This is a genomic window from Terribacillus sp. FSL K6-0262 (genome assembly GCF_037977385.1).
GTDB lineage: Bacteria > Bacillota > Bacilli > Bacillales > Amphibacillaceae > Terribacillus.
On sequence record NZ_CP150277.1, the window covers coordinates 3,012,263 to 3,037,742 of the forward strand.

A 25,480-nucleotide genomic window follows, 5' to 3' on the forward strand; every position below is an offset into this window, starting at 1 on the left:
ATTGGATATTTGTTAAGCTAATAAAAATAACATGTGACAGTTCAGAACCCTCGTCGCTTTTGCAGACGATGAGAAGGAGTTTAGCTAAAGAGATGCCAAAGGAAAAAGTTCTAACGGCCGAAGAGGTCATTCAAGAAGCAGCCCGCTATCTATCGGACGAGCATGTTGCTTTTATCCGGAAAGCTTATGAGTTCGCCGAAAAAGCGCATGAAGGGCAATTCCGCCGATCTGGTGAAGCCTACATCATCCATCCTGTGCAGGTAGCTGGGATCCTTGTCCACTTGGAACTCGATGCGGAGACGATTGCAGGCGGCTTCCTGCACGATGTGGTGGAGGATACACCTGTTACGGTCGAGGAATTGGAAGAGGCCTTCAATGCCGAAGTCGCGATGCTTGTAGATGGGGTGTCCAAGCTCGGTAAAATCAAATATAAATCAAAACAGGCCCAGCAGGCCGAAAATCACCGGAAAATGTTCGTTGCAATGGCGAAGGACATCCGGGTCATCCTGATCAAGCTGGCTGACCGTCTGCATAATATGCGTACGCTGAAACATCTTTCCCCGGAGAAGCAGCGCCGGATTTCCAATGAAACACTTGAAATCTTCGCGCCGCTTGCCCACAGACTCGGAATCAGTACAATCAAATGGGAACTCGAAGATACAGCACTCCGTTATATGAATCCGCAGCAGTACTACCGGATCGTCCACTTGATGAAGCAAAAGCGTGAAGAACGGGAAAGCTATATCGGTGACGTAATGGATCAAATCCGCAGCCAGCTCAGTGAAATCAATATCGAAGCGGATATATTCGGACGGCCGAAGCACTTATACAGTATTTATCGCAAGATGGAACATCAGCATAAGCAGTTCAATGAAATTTATGATCTTCTTGCGGTGCGTGTCATCGTAAAAAGCATCAAGGACTGCTATGCCGTCCTGGGCGTCATTCATACCTGCTGGAAGCCTATGCCTGGCAGATTCAAGGATTATATTGCCATGCCGAAGCTCAATCTGTATCAATCCTTGCATACGACGGTCATCGGACCGAAGGGTGATCCGCTTGAGGTGCAGATCCGGACCGAGGAGATGCATGAGATCGCCGAGTATGGAATCGCGGCTCATTGGGCATATAAAGAAGGCAAACAGCTCAGCGCAAACAGCCCAAAGAAATCTTTCGAGGAAAAATTGACTTGGTTCCGTGAAATCCTCGATTTCCAGAATGAATCCGAAAACGCAGAGGAATTCATGGAATCTCTGAAACTCGATTTGTTCAGCGATATGGTTTATGTTTTCACACCAAAAGGGGATGTCATCGAACTTCCATCTGGTTCCGTACCGATTGATTTTGCTTATCGTGTTCATACCGAAGTAGGGAATCATACGGTAGGGGCGAAGATAAACGGTAAAATGGAGCCGCTGGAGTATAAACTGAAGAATGGCGATATCGTGGAAATGATGACGTCGAAGCATTCCTATGGACCTTCCCAGGACTGGATCAAGCTGGCACAGACTACCCATGCCAGGAATAAAATCAAGCAGTTCTTCAAGAAACAGCGCCGGGAAGAGAATGTTGCCAAGGGTAAGGAGCTTGTGGAAGAGGAAGTGAAACAGTCCGGCTTCGATCCGAAACTCGTGTTCACACCGGAAAATCTTCGCAAGGCTGTCGAGAAATTCAATTTTACTTCCGAAGAAGATATGTATGCGGCTGTCGGTTATCAAGGGATCACGGCTGCACAGATCACAACCAGGCTGACGGAAAGCCTGCGACGTCAGCATGAAAAAGAAGAAGCGATGGAAAAGACGATCGAAACGGCGAAGATGGCGAATGCGTCCAAGTTCGCTGCCACCAGCCGCAAACGGGATTCTGGTGTACGCGTCGAGGGCGTGGATAATATGCTCGTTCGGCTTTCGAAATGCTGCAATCCAGTGCCGGGGGATGAAATTGTCGGTTACATCACCAAAGGAAGAGGCGTTTCCGTCCATCGCACCGACTGTCCGAATATGCAGACGGAGGAAGCCCAGACCCGTAAGCTGCATGTGGACTGGGAGAACAGTGCGACAAGCGCCAAGCAGTACCATGTCGATTTGGAAATCACTGCCTTTGACAGACACGGCTTGATGAATGAAGTACTGCAGGCAGTTAATGAAACACGTACACAGATCACCGCTGTCGATGGCAAGTCGGATAGAAATAAGCTGGCGACGATCCATCTGACAATCTTGATCCACAATATCGGTCATCTTCGCAAGATCGTAGAACGGATCAAACAAATCAAGGATATTTATACTGTCACTAGAAAGCTGCAATAGAAATGAGGCCTTTGAGATGAAAGTAGTAGCCCAGCTTGCCAAAGAAGCTTCCGTCACTGTCCGGGAAGAGGTCATCGGGAAAATCGGCAAAGGATTCATGCTGCTTGTCGGTATCACGCACGGCGATACCGAGGCAGATCTTGATTATATTGTGAATAAGCTGATACATCTTCGTGTATTCGAAGATGCAGACGGCAAAATGAATGAATCTCTCTTGCAAACCGGAGGGGAGATTCTGTCCATTTCGCAGTTCACTCTATATGCGGACACGCGGAAGGGACGCCGGCCAAGTTTTACAGATGCGGCTAAACCTGATGCCGCCAAAAAGCTCTATGAAAGATTCAATCAGAAGCTCAGGGAGGCTGGCATCCATGTGGAAACCGGGGAATTCGGTGCTCATATGGATGTACAGCTCATCAATGAAGGACCGGTTACCATCATTTTGGATAGTTCGGATCGACCAAACAAGGAAGCGTGAAGCTTTCTTGTTGTTTAGAAATCGTGCGGAATGTGAATACTAGTTGAGAAAAAACAACAAAAGGTGTGATCGGCTTGCGAGGCAGTGACGCACAGCAGCATGTTTTCGCAGCATCCCGGCTGGATGCAATCCGGCTCAGGGGTGAACCTGCTTCCCTTGAGGAAGACTTGCTGATACCGCATATGGGTGAATTGCCAGAAGGCACGGAACGAAAAAAATTACAAGAACGGCTAAAACAATCTTGACAATCTTTCTTACAAACAGGTACTATTATTACAATCTAAAGAAACCGGAAATCCATCGAGGGAAAGAGTAAGTCGAAATCACTGTGGACAGAGACCAGGCGTCCTAGGCTGCAAGCGCCCGGCACAGCTTCGAACTGAAAGACATTCCTTAGGAGCACTGTCGAACAATGCAGTAGGCAGTGACGTAGCAGGCGTTAACTGACCAAGGTGGGGTACAGGGCTGTATCCAACTAGGGTGGCAACGCGGGAAGAACTCCCGTCCCTTGAATGAAGGGACGGGGGTTCTTTGTCGTTATTTTTAGGAATCCGGGGATTGGGTCATTAGTCGAGGAGGTTATGAAATGGAGATGAAAGCGCCAAGAGGTACGCAGGATATTTTGCCTGGTACATCTGAAAAATGGCAGTATGCCGAACAAGTCCTGACGGATCTGGCAAGCAGATTCAACTACAAGGAAATAAGGGTGCCGATTTTTGAACATACAGAGTTGTTCCTTCGCGGTGTGGGGGAAACAACGGATATCGTGCAGAAGGAAATGTACACATTCAAGGATAAAGGGGACCGCAGCCTGACGCTGAGACCGGAAGGAACGGCGTCCGTCGTTCGCGCTTATGTACAGAATAAGCTGTATGGTCTGCCTGAGCAGCCGACGAAGCTGTTTTATCATGGGCCAATGTTCCGTTATGAACGGCCGCAGCAGGGACGGATGCGTCAATTCGTTCAATTCGGTGTCGAAGCGCTGGGGAGTGAGGATCCGGCGATCGATGCGGAAGTGATCAGCCTGGCGATGAGTGGTTACCAGCAGCTTGGCTTGAAGTCCTTGAAACTTATCATCAATACGCTTGGAGATAAAGAAAGCCGTGATGCACATCGCACAGCTTTGATCGATCATTTCACACCTGTCAAAGAAGAACTATGCAGCGACTGCCAGACCCGTCTGGAAAAGAATCCGCTGCGTATACTCGATTGTAAAAAAGACCGTGAGCACCCGAAAGTGAAAAGTGCACCATCCATACATGATTATCTTAACGAAGGATCCAGAGCGTACTTTGACGCTGTAAAAGAAAACCTGGATGCGATCGGAATCGCTTATGAGGTTGATCCGAATCTGGTAAGGGGCTTGGATTACTACAACCATACAGCATTCGAAATCATGAGTGACGCAGAAGGTTTCGGTGCCCTGACAACACTTACTGGCGGCGGCCGTTATAACGGGCTTGTCGAAGAAGTCGGGGGCCCATCGACTCCAGGTATCGGTTTTGCACTGAGTATCGAGCGTCTGTTATTTGCCCTTGAAGCAGAAGGTGTGGAACTTCCTGTCAAAACGGGAACAGACGTGTATGTCGTGGCACTTGGGGAAGAAGCTGTCCAAAAAGAAGCGGTGAGACTGACCTATCAGCTGCGCTTGGCGGGCGTGACCGCGGATAAAGATTATTTAGGCAAGAAAATGAAGGGCCAATTCAAAGCTGCTGATCGGCAGCAAGCAAAATTTGTTGTCGTACTCGGTGAAGACGAGCTGCAAAAAGGTGTCATTTCCTTGCGTAATATGCAGGATGGACAGCAAACCGAGGTGGCAATCACCGAAGCTGTCGATGCGATCAAAGAACAGTTGGATGGAGGAAAAGCAGATGAGTGAAAGACAAAAGGCAGGTCTGCTGCGAACGAGTCATGCAGGCGAGACGGTGACTATCAAAGGATGGGTGCAGAAACGGCGTGATTTGGGCGGATTGATCTTTGCTGATATCCGGGACCGTTCCGGAATCGTGCAGGTCGTTTTCAATCCTGATGTATCGAAGGAAGCATTGGAAATCGCAGAGCAAATCCGTTCCGAATTCGTTGTCAGTGTGACAGGTGAAGTTGTGGAAAGGGAAGAAGCAACGAAGAACCCGAACATGGCGACTGGTGATATCGAAATCGCTGCCGGGGAGATAGTCATCCTGAATAAGGCGAAAAGTCCGGCATTCCAAATCGAGGATGAGGTGGATGCATCCGAGGATGTGCGTTTGAAGTACCGCTATCTTGATTTGCGCAGAAAGCCTCTTCAGGAAACATTCCGCCTTCGTCATCAGGCGACACAGGCTATCCGCAACTTCCTTAATGAAGAGGAATTTTATGAAATGGAAACACCGATGCTGACGAAAAGCACCCCGGAAGGAGCACGTGACTATCTTGTACCGAGCCGTGTGCATCCAGGGGAGTTCTACGCCCTTCCGCAGTCACCGCAGCTCTTCAAACAGCTGCTGATGATTTCGGGCTTCGAGAAATATTATCAGATTGCCCGCTGCTTCCGTGACGAAGACCTGCGTGCGGACCGTCAGCCTGAATTCACTCAAATCGACATCGAAACCAGCTTCATGTCCACAGAAGATATCATCGACATGACAGAGCGGATGATGCAACGTGTCATGAAAGAAGTGAAGGATGTGGATATTCAAGTGCCATTCCCGCGGCTGCCTTATGCAGAAGCAATGGAACGATTCGGCTCCGATAAGCCGGATACACGTTTCGGCCTTGAGCTTGTCGATGTGAGGGAAGCGGTGAAATCTGCTGAATTCAAAGTGTTCCAGGATGCCATCCAAAATGGCGGCCGTGTCAGCGCGATCAATGTAAAAGGCCAGGCTGCGAATTTCTCGCGCAAGGATATCGATGCCTTGACTGAATTTGTCAAAATTTACGGGGCAAAAGGACTTGCTTGGGTCAAGGTCGAGGAAGACGGCTCCTTGAAAGGACCGATTGCCAAATTCCTAGATGATTCCGTCCAAGGACAGTTGAAGGAAGTACTTTCCGCAGAAGCCGGGGATTTGCTTGTATTTGTTGCCGATAAGACGAAAGTGGTCTTCGATAGCCTGGGAGCATTGAGAAGCAAGCTTGGCCGCGATCTTGGTCTGATCGACGAATCGCTGTTCAACTTCCTTTGGGTGACGGATTGGCCGCTATTCGAATATGACGAAGAGGAAGGTCGCTATTACGCTGCCCATCACCCATTCACCATGCCGGCTGCGGCAGATATCGATAAGCTGGAAACAGATCCAGCCTCCGTCAAAGCGGAAGCATATGATATCGTCCTGAATGGTTATGAGCTTGGAGGCGGTTCTCAGCGTATTTACCAGATGGATCTGCAAAATCGGATGTTCGAGGTGCTGGGATTCACGAAGGAAGAAGCACAGGAGCAGTTCGGCTTCCTATTGGACGCCCTGGAATCCGGTGCGCCTCCACACGGCGGTATTGCATTGGGTTATGATCGTTTCATCATGCTTTTATCCGGCAGCACAAACCTTCGGGACACCATCTTGTTCCCGAAAACAGCGTCGGCGACGGATCCATTGACGGATGCGCCTGATCCAGTGAGCAAGAAGCAGCTTGATGAGCTTCACTTGGATATCCAGAAAAAAACGGCAGGACAGGAAGCGCAGTAGATAGACTTTCCAGTTGAAAACTCGTTCCATCCATGCTAATATAGTTGCATAGTCAAATAGCAATCCTGATGTGTACGTTCTTCATATGTTTTGACCGAACACGATGAAGTACGGGAGCCCGATCGTCTTCACGCGGCATGCAAGCCTCCATGGAGTGGACGCATAAAGTGTGAATCAGGGCACCCACCTGCCGAGAGCGGGTTCAAAACTTCAATAGGACGGCACGATCGGGATTGCTATTTTCCGTTAAAATGAACAAAGCAGCACACACCCTCCATGGGCATGTGCTGCTTTTTATTTAGCCACTTGTTCCAAGTTGCCGTTTTTGTCCATTCTGAAAGCAGGGGATGCGAAAGTGTCCTTATCATCAAAGATGACCATCTTCCGTGCCCGGTCCATGATTTGGATGAGCACTTGATAATCTTCTTTCATGGTTTTCAGCTGATTTTTCAGGCTTTCGCATTCTTCCTTGAGCTGCTCGTTTTCTTGACGGAGATGATGGCTCTCGGCTTCCAGATGATGAATGGTCTGCCGGTTCGTTTCACTAGTTTGATAACCTTGCTCCAATGTTTGGAGATAGCTGATGACTTGAGACAGGTTCAGCGCATCCGGCTGCTTGCCCGAGTCAGTGTCTGTTTTGGTATGTTCACCGACAATGAATGTTTCTTGTGCTATCTCCGCTTCGAATCGAGCGGTCTCTTCATCCATTGTAATCGGGAATGCTTGTTGTCTTTCAGCAGCGTTCATTACTGGCGTTTTTGGCTGCACTTGTGCAGAAGCTGTTTTTTGAGATCTTTGTTCTGCGCGCTTTTTTTCTTTTCGCTGGCGTTTGGCAATCGCAACGGCTTGTTCGTAACGGCTGCGGATTTCAGCATTCCAGCGGAAGCCGCAAGCTGCCGACGTGCGGTTCAGTTTGTCGCCGACTTCATCAAAAGCTTTCAGCTGTGTGCTGCCTTCCCGGATATGCCGCAGGACGGTCTCGGCCAGCAATAAGTCGTCTTCATGACTCCATGCGTCTTGTCTTACTTTAACCATTGGGACTAACACTCCATTTCTTATCTGTTAATCTACAAACATAGATAGTGATGAAAACTGTTAGCCCCATTGTTGCCGTTGAATGCCGGGTATATACATGCAACGTCATTTTCTTTTTGATACGCGTTCATAGACTTGTTTGAGTGCTTGTTCGAATTTGCCCGTGTCGATTGGCTCATAATATCGTCTGTTCTTCAATAAATCAGGCAGGTACTGCTGTTCCACCCATGCTCCTGGATAATCATGGGGGTATCGATAGCCGACACCGCGTCCAAGATGCTTTGCACCTTGATAATGGGCATCCTTCAAGTGCGCGGGTACTTCGCCGACCTTGCCGGAACGGATATCCGACAGGGCGGCATTGATGCCTTTATATGCGCTGTTCGATTTCGGGGATAGACAAAGCTCTACGATGGCATTCGCCAAAGGAATGCGAGCTTCCGGAAAGCCGACTCGTTCAGCGGCTTCCACAGCAGCCAATGTCCGCGGCCCTGCTTGCGGGTTAGCCAGACCGATATCTTCATAGGCACACACGATCATCCGGCGTCCGATGCTATCCAGGTCGCCGGCTTCAATCAAACGCGCCAGATAATGCAGGGCTGCATTCACGTCGCTGCCGCGTATCGACTTCTGAAATGCACTCAGCACGTCATAATGGGCATCCCCATCTTTATCATGGGAAAAGCTCTTTTTTTGCATGCAGGCTTCTGCCACTCCCAAATCGATCTGGACAATATCATCCTTTGCTGGCGTGGAATAAGCAGCAAGCTCCAAACCGTTCAGCGCTGCCCGCAAATCCCCGCCTGATGCACTTGCGAAATGATCCAGTGCCTCAGTCGTGATGTCGAGCTGCATGCCGCCCAGCCCTTGGCCGGGATCGAGCACCGCTCGCTGGAGCGCTTCTTTTACATCGGAAGGTTCCAGGCTGTGAAGCTCGAACAAATGACATCGGCTCCGGATCGCCGGATTTATAGAATGATAGGGATTGCTTGTCGTACAGCCGATCAAGGTAATCAAATTACTCTCGACATGGGGCAGGAGGAAGTCCTGCTTTGCTTTGTCCAGTCGATGGACCTCATCCAGTATAAGGACAAGCTGACCGCTCATCTTCGCTTCTTCCACGGCGATTTCCATGTCCTTTTTCTTATCCACCACTGCATTCAGCAGCTTGTACCGGATTTGGACGCTGGAGGCAAGCGCAATTGCCATCGACGTTTTTCCTGTGCCCGGCGGACCGTACAGGATCATCGAGCTCAATCGGTCTGCCTCCACCATCCGGCGGATCATCTTGCCTTCCCCGACGAGATGCTTCTGTCCGATGATTTGGCTGATATCCTTTGGCCGCATACGGTATGCTAATGGTTGTCTGACCATAATAATTCCTCCATCCTGTTTCTGCTTGTCTTAGCGTATCCAGCCATCGGGGAAAATGCAAGCCACTTGCTATCCATGTTATAATATTTTCTGGTATAATAATCGTTATTGTTTTGGAAACCGAACATTACAGAGGCAGTTATGAGGAGTTTTAAGAGATGAAGATATCGACTAAAGGACGATATGGATTGACTATCATGATCGCATTGGGAAAGCATTATGGAGAAGGACCAGTCTCTTTGAAGACCATTGCGACAGAAAATAAATTGTCCGAGCATTATTTGGAGCAGCTTGCTGCACCCCTGCGTAATGCCTGTCTGGTGAAAAGCATACGCGGCGCCAAGGGCGGCTATATGCTGGCATCGCCGCCGTCGGATATCACGGCCGGTGATATCATCCGGACGCTCGAGGGGCCGATTACGCCAGTCGAGGGGATCGAAGAAGAGGAGCCGGCGAAGCAGCAGCTTTGGCTGCGCATCAGGGATGCAGTGAGGGACGTATTGGATACGACGACTTTAGAGGATCTTTGCCGTCATGGGGATGACGAAAACAAAGATCCATATATGTTCTATATTTAATGGAGGCAAGCAGTTATGAAACCAATCTATCTTGATCACGCGGCAACATCACCGATGCATCCAGACGTCATCCAGGCCATGATCCCGGTGATGGAGGGCACATTCGGCAACCCATCCAGTGTCCATGCATTCGGCAGGGAAGCACGTCACATCGTGGATGTAGCGCGTGAGAAGGTTGCAGCAAGCATTGGTGCAACGGATAAACAGATCATCTTCACAAGTGGAGGCACCGAAGCGGATAATATGGCACTTATCGGTGTGGCGAACGCCTGCCGTGAACAAGGCAAGCATATTATTACAACTGCAATCGAGCATCATGCTACACTACATGCAGCCAACTATCTGGAAAGCCAAGGCTTCGAGGTTACGTATTTGCCGGCAGATGCATCGGGAGCGATCAAGCTGGCCGACCTGCAAGCGGCACTGCGTCCGGACACGATACTTGTATCCGTGATGATGATCAATAATGAAACAGGTGTCATGCAGCCGATTCAGGCGATCGGTGACTTGCTGCAATCACACCCTGCCTATTTCCATACAGATGCGGTCCAAGCCTATGGCACGGAAGAGATCGATGTCGATGCATTGGGTGTTGATCTTTTAAGCATGTCTGCTCATAAGATCAATGGTCCTAAAGGAATCGGAGCTTTGTATGTGAGGGATGGGGTGCGCATCAAACCGATCACCTATGGCGGTGAGCAGGAGCGCAAACGCCGGGCAGGTACAGAGAATGTCGCTTCCATTGCGGGCTTCGGCAAGGCTGCCGAATTGGCTGTGCAAAAGCGGGCAGAAAGAAGGGCTTCTTATCAGCAGCTTCAGGATGCGTTCGTTTCCGAGCTTCAGCTTGCAGGTATCGATTTTTCGATCAATGGCGGGGCATCTCAGCGATCTGCTGGGATAGTCAACATCAGTTTTCCGGGAACGAATGTCGAGTCTTTGCTGATGAATTTCGATTTGTCCGGTGTGACGGCATCCAGCGGCAGTGCCTGCACAGCAGGTTCTGTTGATCCATCGCATGTCTTGAAGACGATGTACGGCGAGGATGAGCGTGTCACGAACAGTATCCGCTTCAGCTTCGGATACGGCAATACAGTTGAATCTGTCGCAGAGGCTGCCCAGACAGTCGCTGCTATCATAAAACGTCTGACAAAAGGAAAGGAGTGACAAATGATGAAAGAAAACAAAGATATCCGGGTCGTCGTCGGTATGAGCGGCGGTGTCGATTCTTCCGTTGCAGCCCTATTGCTAAAACAGCAAGGCTATGACGTAGTCGGCATCTTCATGAAAAACTGGGATGATACGGATGAGAATGGCTTCTGTACCGCTACAGAAGATTTCGAAGATGTTAAAAAAGTTGCCAATCAAATCGGTATTCCATACTACGGGGTGAACTTCGAAAAGCAGTACTGGGACAAAGTATTCACCTACTTCCTCGATGAATACAAAGCCGGGCGCACCCCGAATCCCGATGTGATGTGCAATAAAGAAATCAAATTCAAAGCTTTCATGGATCACGCCATGTCCCTCGGAGCCGACTATTTGGCAACGGGACATTATGCACAAGTCGAAAAGCGTGACGGCAAGACGGTCATGCTTCGCGGCTTGGATGAAAACAAGGATCAAACGTATTTCTTGAACCAATTGACGGAATCCACTCTTTCCAAGGTCATGTTCCCGCTTGGCGGCATGGATAAGAAAGAAGTGCGCCGCATTGCAGCAGAGCATAATCTGGCTACTGCAACGAAAAAGGATTCCACTGGTATCTGCTTCATCGGGGAGCGCAACTTCAAGAGCTTCCTGAGTGAATACCTGCCGGCACAGCCAGGTGTCATGTCCACATTGGACGGTGTCGTGAAAGGGAAGCATGACGGTCTTATGTACTATACGATCGGGCAGCGCCAAGGCCTTGGAATCGGCGGGGAAGGCGAACCATGGTTCGTTGTCGGGAAAAACCTGAAAGAAAACATCCTGTACGTGGAACAAGGTTTCAATCATGATAGTCTGTTTTCCGATGCACTGATCGCCAGTGATGTCAGCTGGGTTTCTGAAACAGAGCTGGCTGAGCCGATTACGGTGACAGCCAAATTCCGTTACCGTCAAAAAGACAGCAAAGTGACGGTGACACCGGTCGGAGACAGGAAAGTGCGTGTCGATTTCCATGAGCCGCAGCGTGCGATCACACCTGGACAAGCAGTCGTTTTCTATGATGGCGATGTATGTCTTGGCGGCGGAACGATCGATGATATCATCAAGAACGAACAACAGCTTGAATACGTTGGTTAAAGCAGAAACCCTTGTCTTATGGCAAGGGTTTCCCTTACATAGAGGAGTGGAACAATGGATCATATCAAATTAGGAATCGAGGCTTTGCAGCAGCAGGATCTCGAGGGTGCTGCCAAGCATTTCAATGCAGCGATAGAGGAACGGCCCAACGATCCTGTCGGCTATATCAATTTTGGCAATCTGCTGATGCGGATGAATGAACTGGAGAAGGCAGAGCGATTTTTCCAGCGTGCCATCGAATTGGATGAAAAAGCTGCAACAGCCTATTACGGGCTGGGAAGTTTGTATTATACTGGTGAGATGTACGAAAAAGCGATCCAGCAGCTGATGGAAGCAGTGAAGCTTGGGTTGGATGAAGGAGATGTCCATTATTTGCTGGGTATGTCCCTGCAGCAGACTGGCAAGGAGAAACTGGCATTGCCTTATCTCCAGCGAGCGGCGGAGCTCGAAGAACGGGATGCTGCCATCGTCTTTCAATATGGTTTGGCACTGGCGAACGGAGGAGAGGTCGATACCGCTCAAAAAGTTTTGCTCGATCTGCTGGAATGGAGTCCGAACCACAGTGATGCCCTTTATAATGTAGGGGTTGCTTATTTGTATCAGCAGCAGCTTGAAAAAGCACTTGAATACATGGAAAAAGCGCTGCAAGCGCAGCCGGACCATGAGATGGCCATGCATGGCAAGGCACAGATTGAATTGATCATGGAGCAAATCGAGAACGAAGAGTAAGGAGCACAGGCGCATGGAATATGGGGAGACGGCTGAAAGCCCTAGAGGCTTTGTGAAAGGTGAATTATTGCATACGATTTTTCGCAAAGAGGAAGAGCAATTTTCCATCGTCCGCATCAAGGTATTGGAAACCAATGAGACGTTCGATGAGAAGGATATCGTCGTCAAAGGATACATTGGTGAACTGGACCAAGGCGAGCCTTATTTGTTTTATGGTTCGATGGTCCATCATAAACGCTTTGGTGAACAATATGAAGTGACGGAATACAAGCGGTATGTACCAGAAACGAAGGATGGACTGATTCAGTACCTTTCCAGTGACTTGTTCTATGGAATCGGAAAGCGGATTGCCGAGCGTATTGTAGCGAAGCTGGGCGAGAATGCAATAGCGGATATTCTGTCCAATGCTGATTTACTGGATGGCATCCAAGGGCTGAACGATGAGAAGAAGGAAAGATTCCTTCATGATCTTCGTACCCATCAAGGCTTTGACCATGTGATGGTGCATCTGTCCAAATATGGCATAGGTTTGAAGCTGGCACAGAAGATCTATAAAGTGTATCGTGATGAGGCCATTCAAGTATTGGAGAAGGACCCATATCAATATGTATTCGATATCGAAGGATTCGGGTTCCATCGAGCGGATGAAGCTGCCCGTAAGAATAACCTCCCGATGGACCATGGCAGCAGGCTGCAGGCAGCCTGTCTGATGGTGCTGCAAGACAGCATGCAGGCGGGTCATGTTTATTTGCCGAACGAAGAGGTGCTGAAACAGGCAGCTGTCTTATTGCGCAGTGCCCAATACGGTATTAGTGCGGACCAGATCGAAGAACAGCTGGGCGTACTGCATGCTCAGAAAAAAGTTGTCAAAGAAGAGGAGCGGATCTATCATCCGATGCTTTACTTCGCTGAAACTGGATTCTGCAAGCATTTGCAGCGTTTGAATGAACAAGGCACCCAAACGGAGATCGTGCAAGCAGAACTGCTCAAGATCATCGGGAAGCTCGAGGAAAAAGAGACGATCAGCTACGGGAAAGAGCAGTTCGAGGCAATCGAGCAAGCATTGCAATCCAAGGTGATGATCCTGACCGGAGGACCGGGAACCGGTAAGACGACGGTCATCAAAGGTTTCATCAAAGCATATGCGGAAATACATGAGCTATCCCTTGATCCAAAGGACTATAAAGATAAGGATGAAAGGTATCCTTTCGTCTTGACGGCACCAACCGGAAGGGCCGCCAAACGGATGAGCGAATCGACAGGCATCCCTGCCAGCACCATCCACCGATTATTGGGATGGGATGGCACCGAATCCTTCGAGCGTGACGAAGATAATCCGCTTGCCGGGAAGCTGCTTATCGTCGATGAGTTTTCAATGGTCGATATTTGGCTGGCAAACCGATTGTTCAAAGCGATCCCGGATGATATGCAGGTGCTGCTTGTCGGGGATGAGGATCAATTGCCATCCGTCGGTCCTGGGCAGGTGCTTTCTGATTTGCTTCGTACCGAAGCTGTTCCGCGAGTGATGCTGAAGGATGTCTATCGACAAAAAGAAGGCTCGAAAATCATCACGATTGCCCATGCCATCAAAAATGGCACCTTGTCGCAGGACGAACTGGAAAAGGACAAAGATTTTAATTTCATCCCTTGCCGCGAGCATCAGGTAGTCGACGTCATCACTCAGATCGTTGGCCGTGCCGTCGAAAAAGGCTGGGATCTGCGCGATGTACAGCTGCTTGCCCCTATGTATCGTTCGCAGGCCGGTATCCATGCGTTGAACCGCCAGCTTCAGCAGCTTGTCAATCCAAAGGATAAGCAAAAACGGGAAATGGCAGCAAAAGACGTAATCTTCCGAAAAGGCGATAAGGTCATCCAGCTTGTCAATGACCCGGAAGAAGGTGTTTTCAATGGCGATATCGGGGAAGTGGTTGCCTTGTTCCGGGAGGAAGAGAATGTCGAGCAAAAGGAGCAGCTTGTCGTTGCCTTCGATGAAAAAGAAGTCGTCTATGAGAGCAAGGATTTATCTAATTTGATGCATGCTTACTGCATCTCCATCCATAAATCCCAAGGGAGTGAATTTCCAATCGTCATCATGCCGGTCGTGCCGGGCTACCGCCGCATGCTCCGTAAAAATTTGCTGTATACCGGCATTACGAGGGCGCAGCGCTCCCTCATACTTGTCGGGGAGAAACAGGCGTTTTTGCAGGGGATCCAAACAGAGGATACGAATACGCGCTACACTTCTTTGGTGGAGCATCTTGGTTTCAGTGAAGCAGAAGGAGATGACATCGACCGGATGCTGCGGGAGGCCGAGGCTGAGCAAGAGGACATTTCCCCTTACGATTTCATGTAGTATATACAAGGAAATAATTGGACATTCTAACATGTAAAAAGGATTTGGAGTGATCCGGCATGTTGAAATGTCCGAATTGCGGCAGCAAGGATATCGGGAAAATCGGACCGGAGCAGTATTACTGCTGGGGCTGTTTTATCGAACTGTCCTATAAAGATGAGATGCTTTCATTGCATCAAGTCGAAGAAGATGGCTCATTGAGTTCCCTTGATGATTTGTTCACGGATGAGGAGCGGAAATGCGACGGCGCATCATTCTAGGAAAATGAAAGAAGCATCCCGCCTTTACCGTGTCCTCTTATGGATGGTGACGATCGTTGTCGCTTTGCTGCTATGCTTCCTGCTGATCAAGCTGTACCCTTTTTACCGTTCGTTTTTACTGTTCCTGGGCGGACTTTTCCTGCCTTTCATCGTCGCAGCTTTGATTGCTTATTTGCTGCATCCGGTGATTGATTTCCTTGCCGCGTGGCGTTTGCCGCGTTGGCTGTCGATCCTTATTATCTATACACTGTTTTTTGGCGTATCCGGTTTCCTGGTGTACAAAGGATTCCCGGTGCTGATCAGTCAGGTGAAAGAGTTCAGCCATAATCTGCCCGCGTTGATCCAGCGTTATGATCATTATGTCCGATTCTTATATGAACGGACGGCATTCTTGCCGGAAACGGTGCATGACCAGATGGATGCCGTGCTGCATGGCTTGGAGCAGCGTGCCGAAGGATTTTTGAAAAAACTTCTGCATGCTTGGAACAAGCTGCCGCAAGTGATCATCTTCCTGGTGGTTACACCGGTCATTGTCTTTTATATGCTGAAAGATACGGATAAAATCGGTCATGCAGGCCTTATGCTCCTGCCGCGCCGTTACCGCAGCAAGGTCAAGAGCTTGGTGCTGAGGATCGATAATAATCTGGGTCATTACATCAGGGGGGTACTGCTTGTCAGCTGCATCATCAGCCTTTTGACCTGGACTGCTTTCACACTGATCAAGCTGCCATATTCCCTGATACTGGCTTTGCTGGTCGGGACGACCAATATCATCCCTTATTTCGGTCCGATCATCGGAGCGGTGCCAGCTGTATTGGTAGGACTAACAATCAGTCCGAAAACAGCCCTGCTTGCTGGTATCACGGTGTTCATCATCCAATTGATCGAAGGGAACCTGCTTTCTCCTTTCATTGTCGGCAAAAGCATCCATATCCATCCGCTGCTGATCATTTTCGCCTTGCTTGTCGGCGGTGAACTAGGGGGTATTATCGGTATGATCGCTGCTGTGCCTGTCCTGACCATTTTGAAAGCATGCGTGGATACGGCAAAGGAGCCGGATGTTTGACAAAATCCGCTTTTTTCTCTATACTTACGCTTAGATTTATAGTGAAAAGCGATGAAGGTACCAGTACATGACGTCCTTTTATCAAGAGAAGAGATTCCTTGGCTGCGAGAATCTCCATAAAAGCGTGATGGAAAGCTATACCGGAGCTCTGAGTTAATCCTTATCGGATGCGCACCGTTATCTGCGCTTAAAGGTGATAGGCCGTTTTTTGGCTTATAATCAGGGTGGTACCGCGATCATACTCTCGTCCCTGCAAATGGCAGGCACGGGAGTTTTTTGTATGTTTACATAATAAAGGAGGCTTTTTCATGGAAAAATTAACGTCTGCTGAAGTAAGACAGAAATTCCTCGATTTCTTCAAGGAGAAAGGACACAGCATCGAGCCGAGTGCTTCATTGGTACCGGTCGATGATCCGTCCTTGCTATGGATCAACAGCGGAGTTGCAACACTGAAGAAATATTTTGACGGACGGGTCGTGCCCGAGAATCCGCGCATCGTCAATGCACAGAAAAGCATCCGTACAAATGATATCGAAAATGTCGGCTTCACTGCACGCCATCATACGTTCTTTGAAATGCTTGGGAACTTCTCGATCGGTGACTATTTCAAGAAGGAAGCAATCCTGTGGGCATGGGAGTTCCTGACTGATAAAAAGTGGATCGGCTTTGATCCGGAGCGTCTATCCGTTACCGTTCACCCGGAAGACGAGGAAGCTTATCAGATGTGGCGTGACCTTGTCGGTCTTCCAGAGGAGCGGATCATCCGCACGGAAGAGAACTTCTGGGATATCGGCGAAGGTCCAAGTGGTCCCAATTCGGAGATTTTCTATGACCGCGGCGAAGAATATGGCAATGATCCATCTGATCCCGAGCTTTACCCAGGCGGTGAAAACGAGCGTTATCTGGAAATATGGAACCTTGTTTTCAGTCAATTCAACCATAACCCGGATCACACGTACACACCGCTTCCAAAACAGAACATCGATACCGGTATGGGCCTGGAGAGGATGGTATGTGTCATCCAGGATACAAAAACGAATTTCGAAACAGACTTATTCATGCCGATCATCGAGAAAACGTCAGAATTTGCAAAAGTCAAATATGGCCATACCCCTGCAGATGATACGGCGTTCAAGGTCATTGCCGATCATATCCGTACTGTTTCCTTTGCAATCAGTGATGGTGCGCTTCCTTCCAACGAAGGCCGCGGCTATGTACTGCGCCGCTTGATCCGCCGGGCGGTGCGCTATGCGAAGAATATCGGAATAGAGAAACCGTTCATGAAGGAACTTGTCCCTGTCGTTGGTGACATCATGGATGCTTTCTATCCGCAAATCCTGGAAAAACGCGAATTCATCGAAACTGTCATCCAGACAGAGGAAGAAAGATTCCATGAAACACTTGCTGATGGTTTGAACATCCTCAATCGTATCGTCGCGGAAGAAAAGGAGAAGGGAAGCAACGTCTTCCCTGGCACAGAAGTATTCCGTCTGTATGACACATATGGCTTCCCGAAAGAATTGACGGAGGAATATGTCAGTGAAGAGGGCTTCACTATCGATGAAGCCGGTTTTGAAGAAGAGATGAAACAGCAGCGGGAACGTGCCCGTGAAGCTCGTCAGAAAGTGAACAGCATGCATGTACAGGACAGTGTCCTGCAGGAAGTGGAAGCCGAAAGCACATTTATCGGTTATGACCGTACGGAAACAGATGCAGCCATTTTGGCCATCGTCAAGGACAAGCAGCTGGCTGACGTGGCAATGGAGGGTGATGAAATCTTCTTCATCCTGGAAGAAACGCCATTTTATGCTGAAAGCGGCGGGCAGGTAGCCGATGAAGGCTGGGTGACGACAGAAACAGCGACCGTATTCGTACAAGCTGTCAAAAAAGCACCGAAAGGGCAGAACCTTCACCAAGGTGTCGTAAAGCAAGGCCAGATCAAAGTAAAGGAAATCGTCCATGCGAAAGTCGATACAAGCAGACGTCAGCATATCGTCAAAAACCATACAGCGACGCATCTGCTGCATCAGGCTTTGAAGGATGTATTAGGTACACATGTCAACCAGGCTGGTTCCCTGGTCGCTCCTGACCGTCTTCGATTCGATTTCTCCCACTTCCATGCAGTGACGAAAGAAGAATTGGAAAAAATCGAGGAGATCGTCAATGAAAAAATCTGGGATGAGCTTGCTGTCAGCACATCCTACCAAAGCTTGAGTGACGCAAAGGAAATGGGCGCGATGGCGCTGTTCGGTGAAAAATACGGCGATGTCGTCCGCGTTGTCCAAATCGGTGATTACAGCCTTGAGCTTTGCGGAGGGGTGCATGTACGCAACACTTCCCAAATCGGTCTGTTCAAGATTGTTTCCGAAAGCGGCATAGGTGCAGGAACACGCCGTATCGAAGCAGTGACTTCCAAGGAAGCATATCGATTCACGATGCAGCAGCAGCATATCCTTTCTGAAGCTGCGGCAGAACTGAAAACAGCAAACGATCAAGTACCTTCCCGAATCGAGGCGGTATTTGCCGAACTGAAGGAAGTACAGCGGGAGCGTGACAGCCTGCGCGGCAAACTGTCCCAGCTGGAAGCAGGCAATATCCTTGATAAAGTGAAAGAAGTGAAAGGTGTCAACGTGCTGGCAGAGCAAGTGGACGCAGCCGATATGAATCAGCTCCGCGACATGGTCGATGATCTGAAGCAGAAACTTGAAAGCGGCGTTATCCTGCTTGCTGCAACGGCTGAAGGCAAGGTGCAGCTGGCAGCCGGCGTATCCAAGGATCTGATCGGACGCGGCCTTCATGCGGGCAACCTGATCAAAGAAACAGCAAAACGCTGTGGAGGCGGCGGGGGCGGCCGTCCGGATATGGCCCAGGCTGGCGGTAAGAATCCGGAGCAGGTGCCACAAGCTCTTGCATATGCAGCCGTATATGTCGAAGAACAACTTTGATTTTCCAAATCCGACAGAAAAGTATATACTGTAAAAAAAGACTGGCAATAAAAGCGAGGTGGCTGCTTTGAGTTCGATGGATAAAACAATGAAATTCAACTTCCCTGAGGAACCGATGGACGAGAATGTCCGAGAAGTGCTGATGTCCGTGTTTGAAGCATTGCGGGAAAAAGGATACAATCCTATCAATCAGATCGTGGGCTATCTGCTGTCCGGGGATCCGGCTTATATTCCCCGGCACAAAGATGCCAGGAATCTTATCCGCCGCATGGAGCGGGATGAGATCGTGGAACAACTGGTAAAATTTTATTTGGAACATAACCATCATGACTGACATACTAAAAACGATCGGACTGGATGTCGGCTCCAAAACGATCGGCGTGGCGATCAGCGATGGACTGGGCTGGACTGCCCAGGGCCTGACAACGATCCATTGGAATGAACCGGATTATGGAACAGCCAGGAATGAATTGCAGCAAATCATTCAGCAGCATGAAGTCGGAAGGGCTGTCATTGGCATGCCGAAGAACATGAATGGTACAATCGGTCCAAGGGGAGAAGCATCACAGGCTTTTTCCCATTGGATCAAAGAAGAGTTCGCTATTGAAACGGTGCTCTGGGACGAGCGTATGACAACGATGGCAGCTGAACGTGTGCTGCTTGAAGCGGATCTCAGCCGGAAGAAACGCAAGAAAGTAATCGATAAGATGGCAGCAGTCATGATCCTGCAAGGCTATCTGGATTCGAAACAATAAGGAGTGTAGCCGTATGGCATTGGAAGAAAAAGAACGTATCATCATCCCGGATGAAAATGGGGAGGAGCATTTATTCGAGGTTTTGTTCAACTTTGACGTCGATGAAACCGGAAACTCCTATATCGCAGTCGTCCCTGCGGAACAAGCTGATGCAGATGACGAAGTAGAGGTGTTTGCTTTCCGTTATGAAGAGAAAGGCGACGACAAGGACCTGACATTGTTCCAGATCGATACAGAGGAAGAATGGGAAATGGTCGAAGAAATGCTGAATACACTAACTGATGAGGAAGACGGCATCTAATCTTGGAATAGGCAGTCCTCTCTTTCCGATAAGGCAGAGAGGATTTTTTCTTGCAGCTTTATCCGCATAATTTGTCGTGCGGGTGGTGAGCCCCCTGACGTTTATTGTATAATAGGGCGGATAAAGGAGGAAAGATAGCTTGACTGCCTCGAATGATGATCTTTTTCAACAGAATCGGGACAGAAGAATGGAGGAAGCAAGCGTCGTGCGGAAAATAGTATTGATGATCATATCCGTAATAATCGTACTTCTATTGATTGGTGCACTCGGGACCTTTATCTACGTTAATGCCAGTATGAAAGCTGTCGATTCAGACAATGATACAACACAGGTTGTCGAAGTTCCCATGGGAGCTACTGCTTCCTCGATCGGTCAATCCTTGGAGGAGCAGGGTCTGATTAAGAATGCCTTCATTTTCAGGCTGTATGTGAAGTTTTCCGGTGAGGCCAACTTCCGCGCGGGGAATTATGAGCTCTCCCCATCCATGTCCATGCAGCAGGTCGTCGATGAACTGAACGACCCAGAGGCGGGGAATACCCCGTCTGCATCTGCTGCTGTTCCTGAAGGATCTGATATCGAGGAAATAAGCGTCATCCTTTCTGAGTCATTGGGCATAGATAAGCAGGCTTTCCTGGATAAGATGAAAGATAAGGCCTATATCAAACAATTGATCAGTGAATATCCGGATATCCTGACGGAGGATATCCTGAATGAAGATATACGTTATCCGCTTGAAGGCTACTTATTTGCGGCTACTTATAACTTTACATCCAAGGATGATATTACGATCGATAAGGTGGTCCATATGATGCTGGACAAGTCACAGCAGATCATCACACCTTATTTGGATGGATTCAAGCAGAAGGACTTGACTGTGAACGAGGCACTCACATTCGCTTCACTTGTCGAGAATGAAGCGAGGAATGAGGATGAACGCAAGATGATTGCGGGCATTTTCTATAACCGTCTGGAAGAGGATATGAAACTGCAGACAGATCCAACTGTGCTTTATGCATTGGGAGAGCATAAGCCGCGGGTGTATTACAAGGACTTGGAAGTGGATTCCCCTTACAATACATACAGAATAAAAGGACTTCCTGTCGGTCCGATCAGCAACTTCTCAGAGGATGCACTTGAAGCAGTCGTGAATCCGGAGAATTCGGATTACTTGTATTTCCTGGCCGGGGATGATGGAGAAATCTATTATGCGCGGACCTTCGACGAGCATGAAGAACTGATCGAAAAACATATGCATTTGGATGAGTAAGCAGGTAAAGTGAGGAAATGATATGTTACAAGCAATAATGGATTACTTGGAGGAGCATGTGGAGCCTTCACCGGAATGGGCCAGAAAATTGGAAGAGCTTGCTGCAGGGGATCGTGTCCCGATCATGGAGCCGCTCGGCATCCAATTTTTGATGCAGATTATCCGGCTCCATCAGCCGGCCAAGATTTTGGAAATCGGTACGGCAATCGGATATTCCGCCCTTATGATGCGCCATGCGAAATCCGGCGTGCGCATCGTGACTGTCGAGCGGGATGAAATCCGTTATGAACAAGCGATCACACATATCCGGGAACAAGGTGCCCAGGAGGATATCCTGGTTCTAAAAGGCGATGCATTCGATTTGGAAGAGACGATCCGAGCGCATGCTCCTTATGATTTCGTTTTTATCGATGCAGCAAAAGGGCAATACCAGCGTTTCTTCGAGGCATATAGTGAGATGCTGAGTGAGCGCGGGGTGATCGTCAGTGATAATGTCTTATTCAAAGGCTATGTAGCGGATGACAGCGATGCAACACCGCGCAAAGCAAATATTGCAAAGAAGATTCGTAAATATAACGAATGGTTATTCGGGCATGAAGCTTTCCATACTACTATTTTGCCAGTGGGTGATGGAGTAGCCATCAGTGTGAAGAAATGAATGAGGAAGCAGGAAGAGGAGCAGAAATAATGGCAAAGAAACCTATCATTATCGGTGTTGCAGGAGGATCGGGTTCAGGAAAGACTTCTGTCACAAGATCCATCTACAAACGGTTTACGGACAAGACGATCCTGGTAATCGAACAAGATTCCTATTATAAGGATCAATCCCATCTTCCGTTCGAGAAGCGTCTGAACACAAACTATGATCATCCTTTTGCATTTGATAATGAGCTGCTGATGCAGCATTTGCAGCAACTTGGAGAACAAAAACCAATCGAGAAACCGATTTATGATTATAAAATCCATACACGTTCCGAAGAAACGATACCAGTGGAGCCGAAGGATGTCATCATCCTGGAAGGCATCCTTATCTTGGAGGATGAACGGCTGCGGGATATGATGGATATCAAAGTATTCGTCGATACCGATGCCGATCTTCGCATCATCCGCCGGCTGCTGCGGGATATCAAGGAACGGGGCCGTACGATTGATTCTGTCATCGAACAGTATGTGAATGTCGTCCGTCCGATGCATCTGCAATTCATCGAGCCAACGAAGCGATATGCAGATATCATCATACCGGAGGGCGGCGAAAACCATGTAGCCATCGATTTGATGGCTGCAAAAATCGAGACGATCCTTTCTGGCCGCACGACATGACTTGTACAGATAAGTATTGAATTTTCGGCGGGAATCTGCCATAGTATGGAATATGCATGAAAACGCTATAGAAGCAAGGCAAAGGGAAAGAATCTTTTAGAGCTCAAGGGGTGGTTGAATTGGCTACAGAAAAACAATATTACATGACTAAAGAAGGTTTGACGAAGCTTGAAGAGGAATTGGAATATCTGAAGACAACTCGTCGCCAGGAAGTCGTCGAGCGCATCAAGATTGCTCGCGGCTTTGGTGACCTGTCGGAGAACTCCGAATATGATGCGGCGAAAGACGAACAGGCTTTCGTCGAATCCAAAATCGCTACAACGGAAAATATGATCCGAAATGCTGTCATCATTGAAAGTGATACAGATAATCCAGATATGGTAGGCATGGGTAAAACGGTTACCTTCATCGAACTGCCGGATGGTGAAGAAGAGAGCTATACAATCGTTGGAAGCGCGGAAGCAGATCCGTTTGAAGGTAAAATTTCAAACGATTCCCCGATTGCCAAGAGCTTGATCGGACATGAAGTCGGCGAAGAAGTGACTGTCACGACTCCAGGCGGAGATATTCAGGTCAAAATTACCAAAGTGGAATAGACATAAAACAAAAGCTGCTTCCGAATTATATGGAAGCAGCTTGTTTTATTGAAACTGAATGACTAACTTGTTCGGAAGATTTCTCAAAAGGAAAAAAGGGTATGAGCTTTTGCAGGATAAAACTTTCTTTGTCGAGTGCAAGCAGAAAAGAAAAGACGACTTGTTCCTTCACACTGGTAAAAGACAGACAGCATCCTTCCGGTAAGAAGATAGAGAAGATCTCGGCTTCCTTATCGTAGCCGACATACTCGAACGATTCGTGGCCCCAAAGGTTCGTATCCATTCTTGTCACTTTCATCATGCTTATCTTCCTCTCCTTCCACAGGAACCATGATGACTGACGATGCAGTTACACCTGCTTTTATTGTTTATATAGTTAGATATATATGCACAGAATCCTTCCGCTATGTCAAAATTAGATTTGCTTCAACAAAATCATCAAATGAAAACAGCTTATGATATGACTTTGGCTTCGCACTAGTTCATAGTATAATAGAGAACAATGAGGAGGGAAGAAGCATGGCGAATGATAATCAGGATTATTCCAGATTGAATAATAGAAACAAACGCAGAAAACCCAGGAAGTGGCTGAGTGTCGTCCTGGCAATCGCGGGTGTCGCTTTGGTCGTCGTGCTGCTCGCAGCAGTTTTGAACGATAAGCCGACAATGGATGACCAGGCCAATGCCAATGACGAACAAAGCAATAAAACCATTGCAGAACAACTTCAAGGCAGCGATGATTCCAGCAGTGAAGAAAAAGATACAGAACAAAGTGACAAAGAGAAGCAGGATAAGGAAAAAGAGAAAAAAGAAAAACAAGAGGCTGAGCCATCAGATGATAATGTAAAGGAAGCGTACACGAAGGATTGGGATCCAGTGGGCACGGAGCAGTCCGGAACGCATACGACAACCTTCGAGAAAGGCACGCAGGACTGGAATGAGCTGATGCAGGCTGTCGGTGGCGCTGTAGGGCTGGATCCAGCATCCATGACGGTATGGTGGGTCGAGAATAACGGCAATGGAGGCAATGATGTAATTGCGACGGTCTCCGCCCCTGATTCAGAAGAGACATTCCGCGTATTCGCAAGCTGGGTCGATGGAGAAGGCTGGCAGGCGAAAAAAGTGGAAGTGCTAAAAGAAAACGATAAGAATTAAAGGAGCAGACAGAATGACAATCGGCATTATTGGAGCAATGGATGAAGAAGTAGCATTACTGAAAGAAACGATGGCAGACAAAAAGGAAATTATCGCAGCAGGATATGAAATCATAGAAGGCACATTATCCGATAAGCAGGTTGTCCTCTTAAAATCAGGTATTGGCAAGGTGAATGCCGCGCTTGCTGCCGCGATGCTGATCGAGCGTTACGCACCGAAAGCCATTATCAATACTGGTTCAGCCGGAGGATTTGCAGAGAATCTGGAAGTCGGGGATGTGGTCATATCGGATTCTGTCGTGCATCATGATGTTGACGTGACAGCATTTGATTATGCTTACGGACAAGTACCGCAGATGCCGCCCGCTTACCAGGCGGACGGCGAGCTGATTCAGCTTGCCAAGGATGTAATCGATCAATTCCCGGACACGAAAGCAGAAATCGGTCTTATTGCAACAGGTGACAGTTTCATGTCTGATCCGGAGCGTGTTGCTTTTGTCAGGGAGAAGTTCCCTGCCATGCTAGCAGCAGAGATGGAGGCAGCGGCAGTGGCTCAGGTTGCCTACCACTATGGGACTCCTTTCGTCATCGTACGGGCATTATCTGACATTGCCGGTAAGGAATCTCCCGTATCATTCGATGCATTCCTTGATCAAGCTGCCCGAAATGCAGCAACAATGATCATGAAAATGGTCGAGCGTTACTGAATATCCATGACAGCAATTACCAGGTAATTGCTGTCTTTTTTTATGTTACAATGTTGCTAGTTTGGAAGAGGAGGCGACATGATGAATAGAAGACAGCAGCTGCTGCTTGATAAAATCGCAGATTACCGTCGTTTTGCATTGGCGCTTCTGATTCTTGGCATTTATTTATACCTTGGATCGGTGATCAATGTTTATTTGACACCTTCAGATAAAGCAGATATCCTGTTCGCTATGACTGGCGGGTGTGTTGTTACAAGCATCCTGATCTGGTTTGCCATTGAACGATGGAAAAAATTATTGGAAAGCTAAAA

Annotated in this window: 26 protein-coding genes, 1 other RNA gene and 2 other annotated features; of the genes, 24 read left to right on the top strand and 3 right to left on the bottom strand. The window is 48.4% G+C overall.

All coding sequences use genetic code 11. From position 1 onward, the window contains the following. Positions 1-92 precede the first annotated feature (92 nt). From MHI54_RS15410 to ssrS, 6 genes are all read left to right on the top strand, one after another. Positions 93-2,309, top strand: a complete 2,217-nt coding sequence (locus MHI54_RS15410) for a bifunctional (p)ppGpp synthetase/guanosine-3',5'-bis(diphosphate) 3'-pyrophosphohydrolase (RefSeq protein WP_095215510.1) — start codon at positions 93-95, stop codon at positions 2,307-2,309. Positions 2,310-2,325: 16 nt separating this feature from the next. Further along, complete coding sequence (dtd, locus tag MHI54_RS15415; protein WP_095215509.1) at positions 2,326-2,787, top strand: D-aminoacyl-tRNA deacylase; 462 nt, start codon at positions 2,326-2,328, stop codon at positions 2,785-2,787. 74 nt (positions 2,788-2,861) lie between these two features. Then, entirely contained in the window at positions 2,862-3,032 is a 171-nt protein-coding gene (locus tag MHI54_RS15420; RefSeq protein WP_158221508.1) for a hypothetical protein, read from the top strand. A 46-nt stretch (positions 3,033-3,078) separates the two neighbouring features. Beyond that, positions 3,079-3,299: a binding site (T-box leader), on the top strand. Positions 3,300-3,373: 74 nt separating this feature from the next. Next, positions 3,374-4,666 carry a histidine--tRNA ligase gene (hisS, locus tag MHI54_RS15425; protein WP_095215508.1) on the top strand — a complete coding sequence of 431 codons (1,293 nt, stop codon included), beginning with the start codon at positions 3,374-3,376 and terminating at the stop codon, positions 4,664-4,666. Continuing rightward, on the top strand, positions 4,659-6,446 hold the full coding sequence (gene aspS / locus MHI54_RS15430; protein ID WP_095215507.1) for an aspartate--tRNA ligase: 1,788 nt from the start codon (positions 4,659-4,661) through the stop codon (positions 6,444-6,446). The genes hisS and aspS overlap by 8 nt, the downstream gene beginning before the upstream one ends. A gap of 59 nt (positions 6,447-6,505) precedes the next feature. Then, a non-coding RNA gene (gene ssrS, locus MHI54_RS15435) (6S RNA) lies at positions 6,506-6,684 on the top strand. 56 nt (positions 6,685-6,740) lie between these two features. On the opposite strand, the gene MHI54_RS15440 is transcribed toward ssrS, so the two are convergent. Next, on the bottom strand, positions 6,741-7,481 hold the full coding sequence (locus tag MHI54_RS15440) for an RsfA family transcriptional regulator (protein WP_340081999.1): 741 nt from the start codon (positions 7,479-7,481) through the stop codon (positions 6,741-6,743). Positions 7,482-7,586: 105 nt separating this feature from the next. After that, positions 7,587-8,855 carry a replication-associated recombination protein A gene (locus MHI54_RS15445; protein ID WP_340082000.1) on the bottom strand — a complete coding sequence of 423 codons (1,269 nt, stop codon included), beginning with the start codon at positions 8,853-8,855 and terminating at the stop codon, positions 7,587-7,589. A gap of 158 nt (positions 8,856-9,013) precedes the next feature. On the opposite strand from MHI54_RS15445, the gene MHI54_RS15450 reads away from it, so the two are divergent. From MHI54_RS15450 to greA, 15 genes are all read left to right on the top strand, one after another. Further along, on the top strand, positions 9,014-9,433 hold the full coding sequence (locus MHI54_RS15450) for an Rrf2 family transcriptional regulator (RefSeq protein ID WP_095215504.1): 420 nt from the start codon (positions 9,014-9,016) through the stop codon (positions 9,431-9,433). 15 nt (positions 9,434-9,448) lie between these two features. Further along, positions 9,449-10,597: a cysteine desulfurase family protein gene (locus MHI54_RS15455; RefSeq protein ID WP_095215503.1), complete on the top strand. Its 1,149-nt coding sequence runs from the start codon at positions 9,449-9,451 to the stop codon at positions 10,595-10,597. Between the two features lie 6 nt (positions 10,598-10,603). Then, the gene (gene mnmA / locus MHI54_RS15460) at positions 10,604-11,716 is read left to right on the top strand and encodes a tRNA 2-thiouridine(34) synthase MnmA (protein ID WP_095215502.1); all 1,113 of its coding nucleotides are present in this window, start codon (positions 10,604-10,606) and stop codon (positions 11,714-11,716) included. A 54-nt stretch (positions 11,717-11,770) separates the two neighbouring features. Next, the gene (locus MHI54_RS15465) at positions 11,771-12,445 is read left to right on the top strand and encodes a tetratricopeptide repeat protein (RefSeq protein ID WP_095215501.1); all 675 of its coding nucleotides are present in this window, start codon (positions 11,771-11,773) and stop codon (positions 12,443-12,445) included. 13 nt (positions 12,446-12,458) lie between these two features. Next, complete coding sequence (locus tag MHI54_RS15470) at positions 12,459-14,798, top strand: ATP-dependent RecD-like DNA helicase (RefSeq protein WP_095215500.1); 2,340 nt, start codon at positions 12,459-12,461, stop codon at positions 14,796-14,798. Between the two features lie 59 nt (positions 14,799-14,857). Next, on the top strand, positions 14,858-15,058 hold the full coding sequence (locus tag MHI54_RS15475) for a hypothetical protein (protein WP_198946030.1): 201 nt from the start codon (positions 14,858-14,860) through the stop codon (positions 15,056-15,058). 4 nt (positions 15,059-15,062) lie between these two features. Continuing rightward, positions 15,063-16,124 carry an AI-2E family transporter gene (locus tag MHI54_RS15480; RefSeq protein ID WP_158221507.1) on the top strand — a complete coding sequence of 354 codons (1,062 nt, stop codon included), beginning with the start codon at positions 15,063-15,065 and terminating at the stop codon, positions 16,122-16,124. Positions 16,125-16,166: 42 nt separating this feature from the next. Next, positions 16,167-16,379, top strand: a binding site (T-box leader). Positions 16,380-16,432: 53 nt separating this feature from the next. Next, complete coding sequence (alaS, locus tag MHI54_RS15485; protein ID WP_340082001.1) at positions 16,433-19,069, top strand: alanine--tRNA ligase; 2,637 nt, start codon at positions 16,433-16,435, stop codon at positions 19,067-19,069. A gap of 67 nt (positions 19,070-19,136) precedes the next feature. Next, complete coding sequence (locus tag MHI54_RS15490) at positions 19,137-19,403, top strand: IreB family regulatory phosphoprotein (RefSeq protein ID WP_095215497.1); 267 nt, start codon at positions 19,137-19,139, stop codon at positions 19,401-19,403. Next, positions 19,396-19,824: a Holliday junction resolvase RuvX gene (gene ruvX, locus MHI54_RS15495; RefSeq protein ID WP_095215496.1), complete on the top strand. Its 429-nt coding sequence runs from the start codon at positions 19,396-19,398 to the stop codon at positions 19,822-19,824. Before MHI54_RS15490 ends, ruvX begins: the two co-directional genes overlap by 8 nt. A gap of 13 nt (positions 19,825-19,837) precedes the next feature. Further along, the gene (locus MHI54_RS15500; protein WP_095215495.1) at positions 19,838-20,125 is read left to right on the top strand and encodes a DUF1292 domain-containing protein; all 288 of its coding nucleotides are present in this window, start codon (positions 19,838-19,840) and stop codon (positions 20,123-20,125) included. Positions 20,126-20,264: 139 nt separating this feature from the next. Further along, positions 20,265-21,392 (top strand): endolytic transglycosylase MltG, encoded by a 1,128-nt coding sequence (gene mltG / locus MHI54_RS15505; protein WP_340082002.1) that lies wholly within the window; start codon positions 20,265-20,267, stop codon positions 21,390-21,392. Positions 21,393-21,414: 22 nt separating this feature from the next. Continuing rightward, a complete protein-coding gene (locus tag MHI54_RS15510; protein WP_340082003.1) occupies positions 21,415-22,050 on the top strand; it encodes an O-methyltransferase in 636 nt (211 codons plus the stop codon). A 29-nt stretch (positions 22,051-22,079) separates the two neighbouring features. After that, complete coding sequence (gene udk, locus MHI54_RS15515; protein WP_095215493.1) at positions 22,080-22,712, top strand: uridine kinase; 633 nt, start codon at positions 22,080-22,082, stop codon at positions 22,710-22,712. Positions 22,713-22,831: 119 nt separating this feature from the next. Continuing rightward, positions 22,832-23,308, top strand: coding sequence for a transcription elongation factor GreA (greA, locus tag MHI54_RS15520; protein WP_095215492.1), 477 nt, complete (start codon positions 22,832-22,834; stop codon positions 23,306-23,308). A 25-nt stretch (positions 23,309-23,333) separates the two neighbouring features. Here the strand turns inward: greA and MHI54_RS15525 are convergent, their stop codons facing one another. Further along, a complete protein-coding gene (locus MHI54_RS15525) occupies positions 23,334-23,609 on the bottom strand; it encodes a hypothetical protein (protein WP_095215491.1) in 276 nt (91 codons plus the stop codon). Positions 23,610-23,827: 218 nt separating this feature from the next. On the opposite strand from MHI54_RS15525, the gene MHI54_RS15530 reads away from it, so the two are divergent. The 3 genes from MHI54_RS15530 to MHI54_RS15540 all read left to right on the top strand — a co-directional run bounded on the left by MHI54_RS15530 (position 23,828) and on the right by MHI54_RS15540 (position 25,478). Further along, positions 23,828-24,463, top strand: coding sequence for a YrrS family protein (locus MHI54_RS15530; RefSeq protein WP_095215490.1), 636 nt, complete (start codon positions 23,828-23,830; stop codon positions 24,461-24,463). 13 nt (positions 24,464-24,476) lie between these two features. Then, positions 24,477-25,169 carry a 5'-methylthioadenosine/S-adenosylhomocysteine nucleosidase gene (mtnN, locus tag MHI54_RS15535; RefSeq protein WP_095215489.1) on the top strand — a complete coding sequence of 231 codons (693 nt, stop codon included), beginning with the start codon at positions 24,477-24,479 and terminating at the stop codon, positions 25,167-25,169. 78 nt (positions 25,170-25,247) lie between these two features. Continuing rightward, positions 25,248-25,478: a YrhC family protein gene (locus tag MHI54_RS15540; protein WP_095215488.1), complete on the top strand. Its 231-nt coding sequence runs from the start codon at positions 25,248-25,250 to the stop codon at positions 25,476-25,478. Positions 25,479-25,480 lie beyond the last annotated feature (2 nt).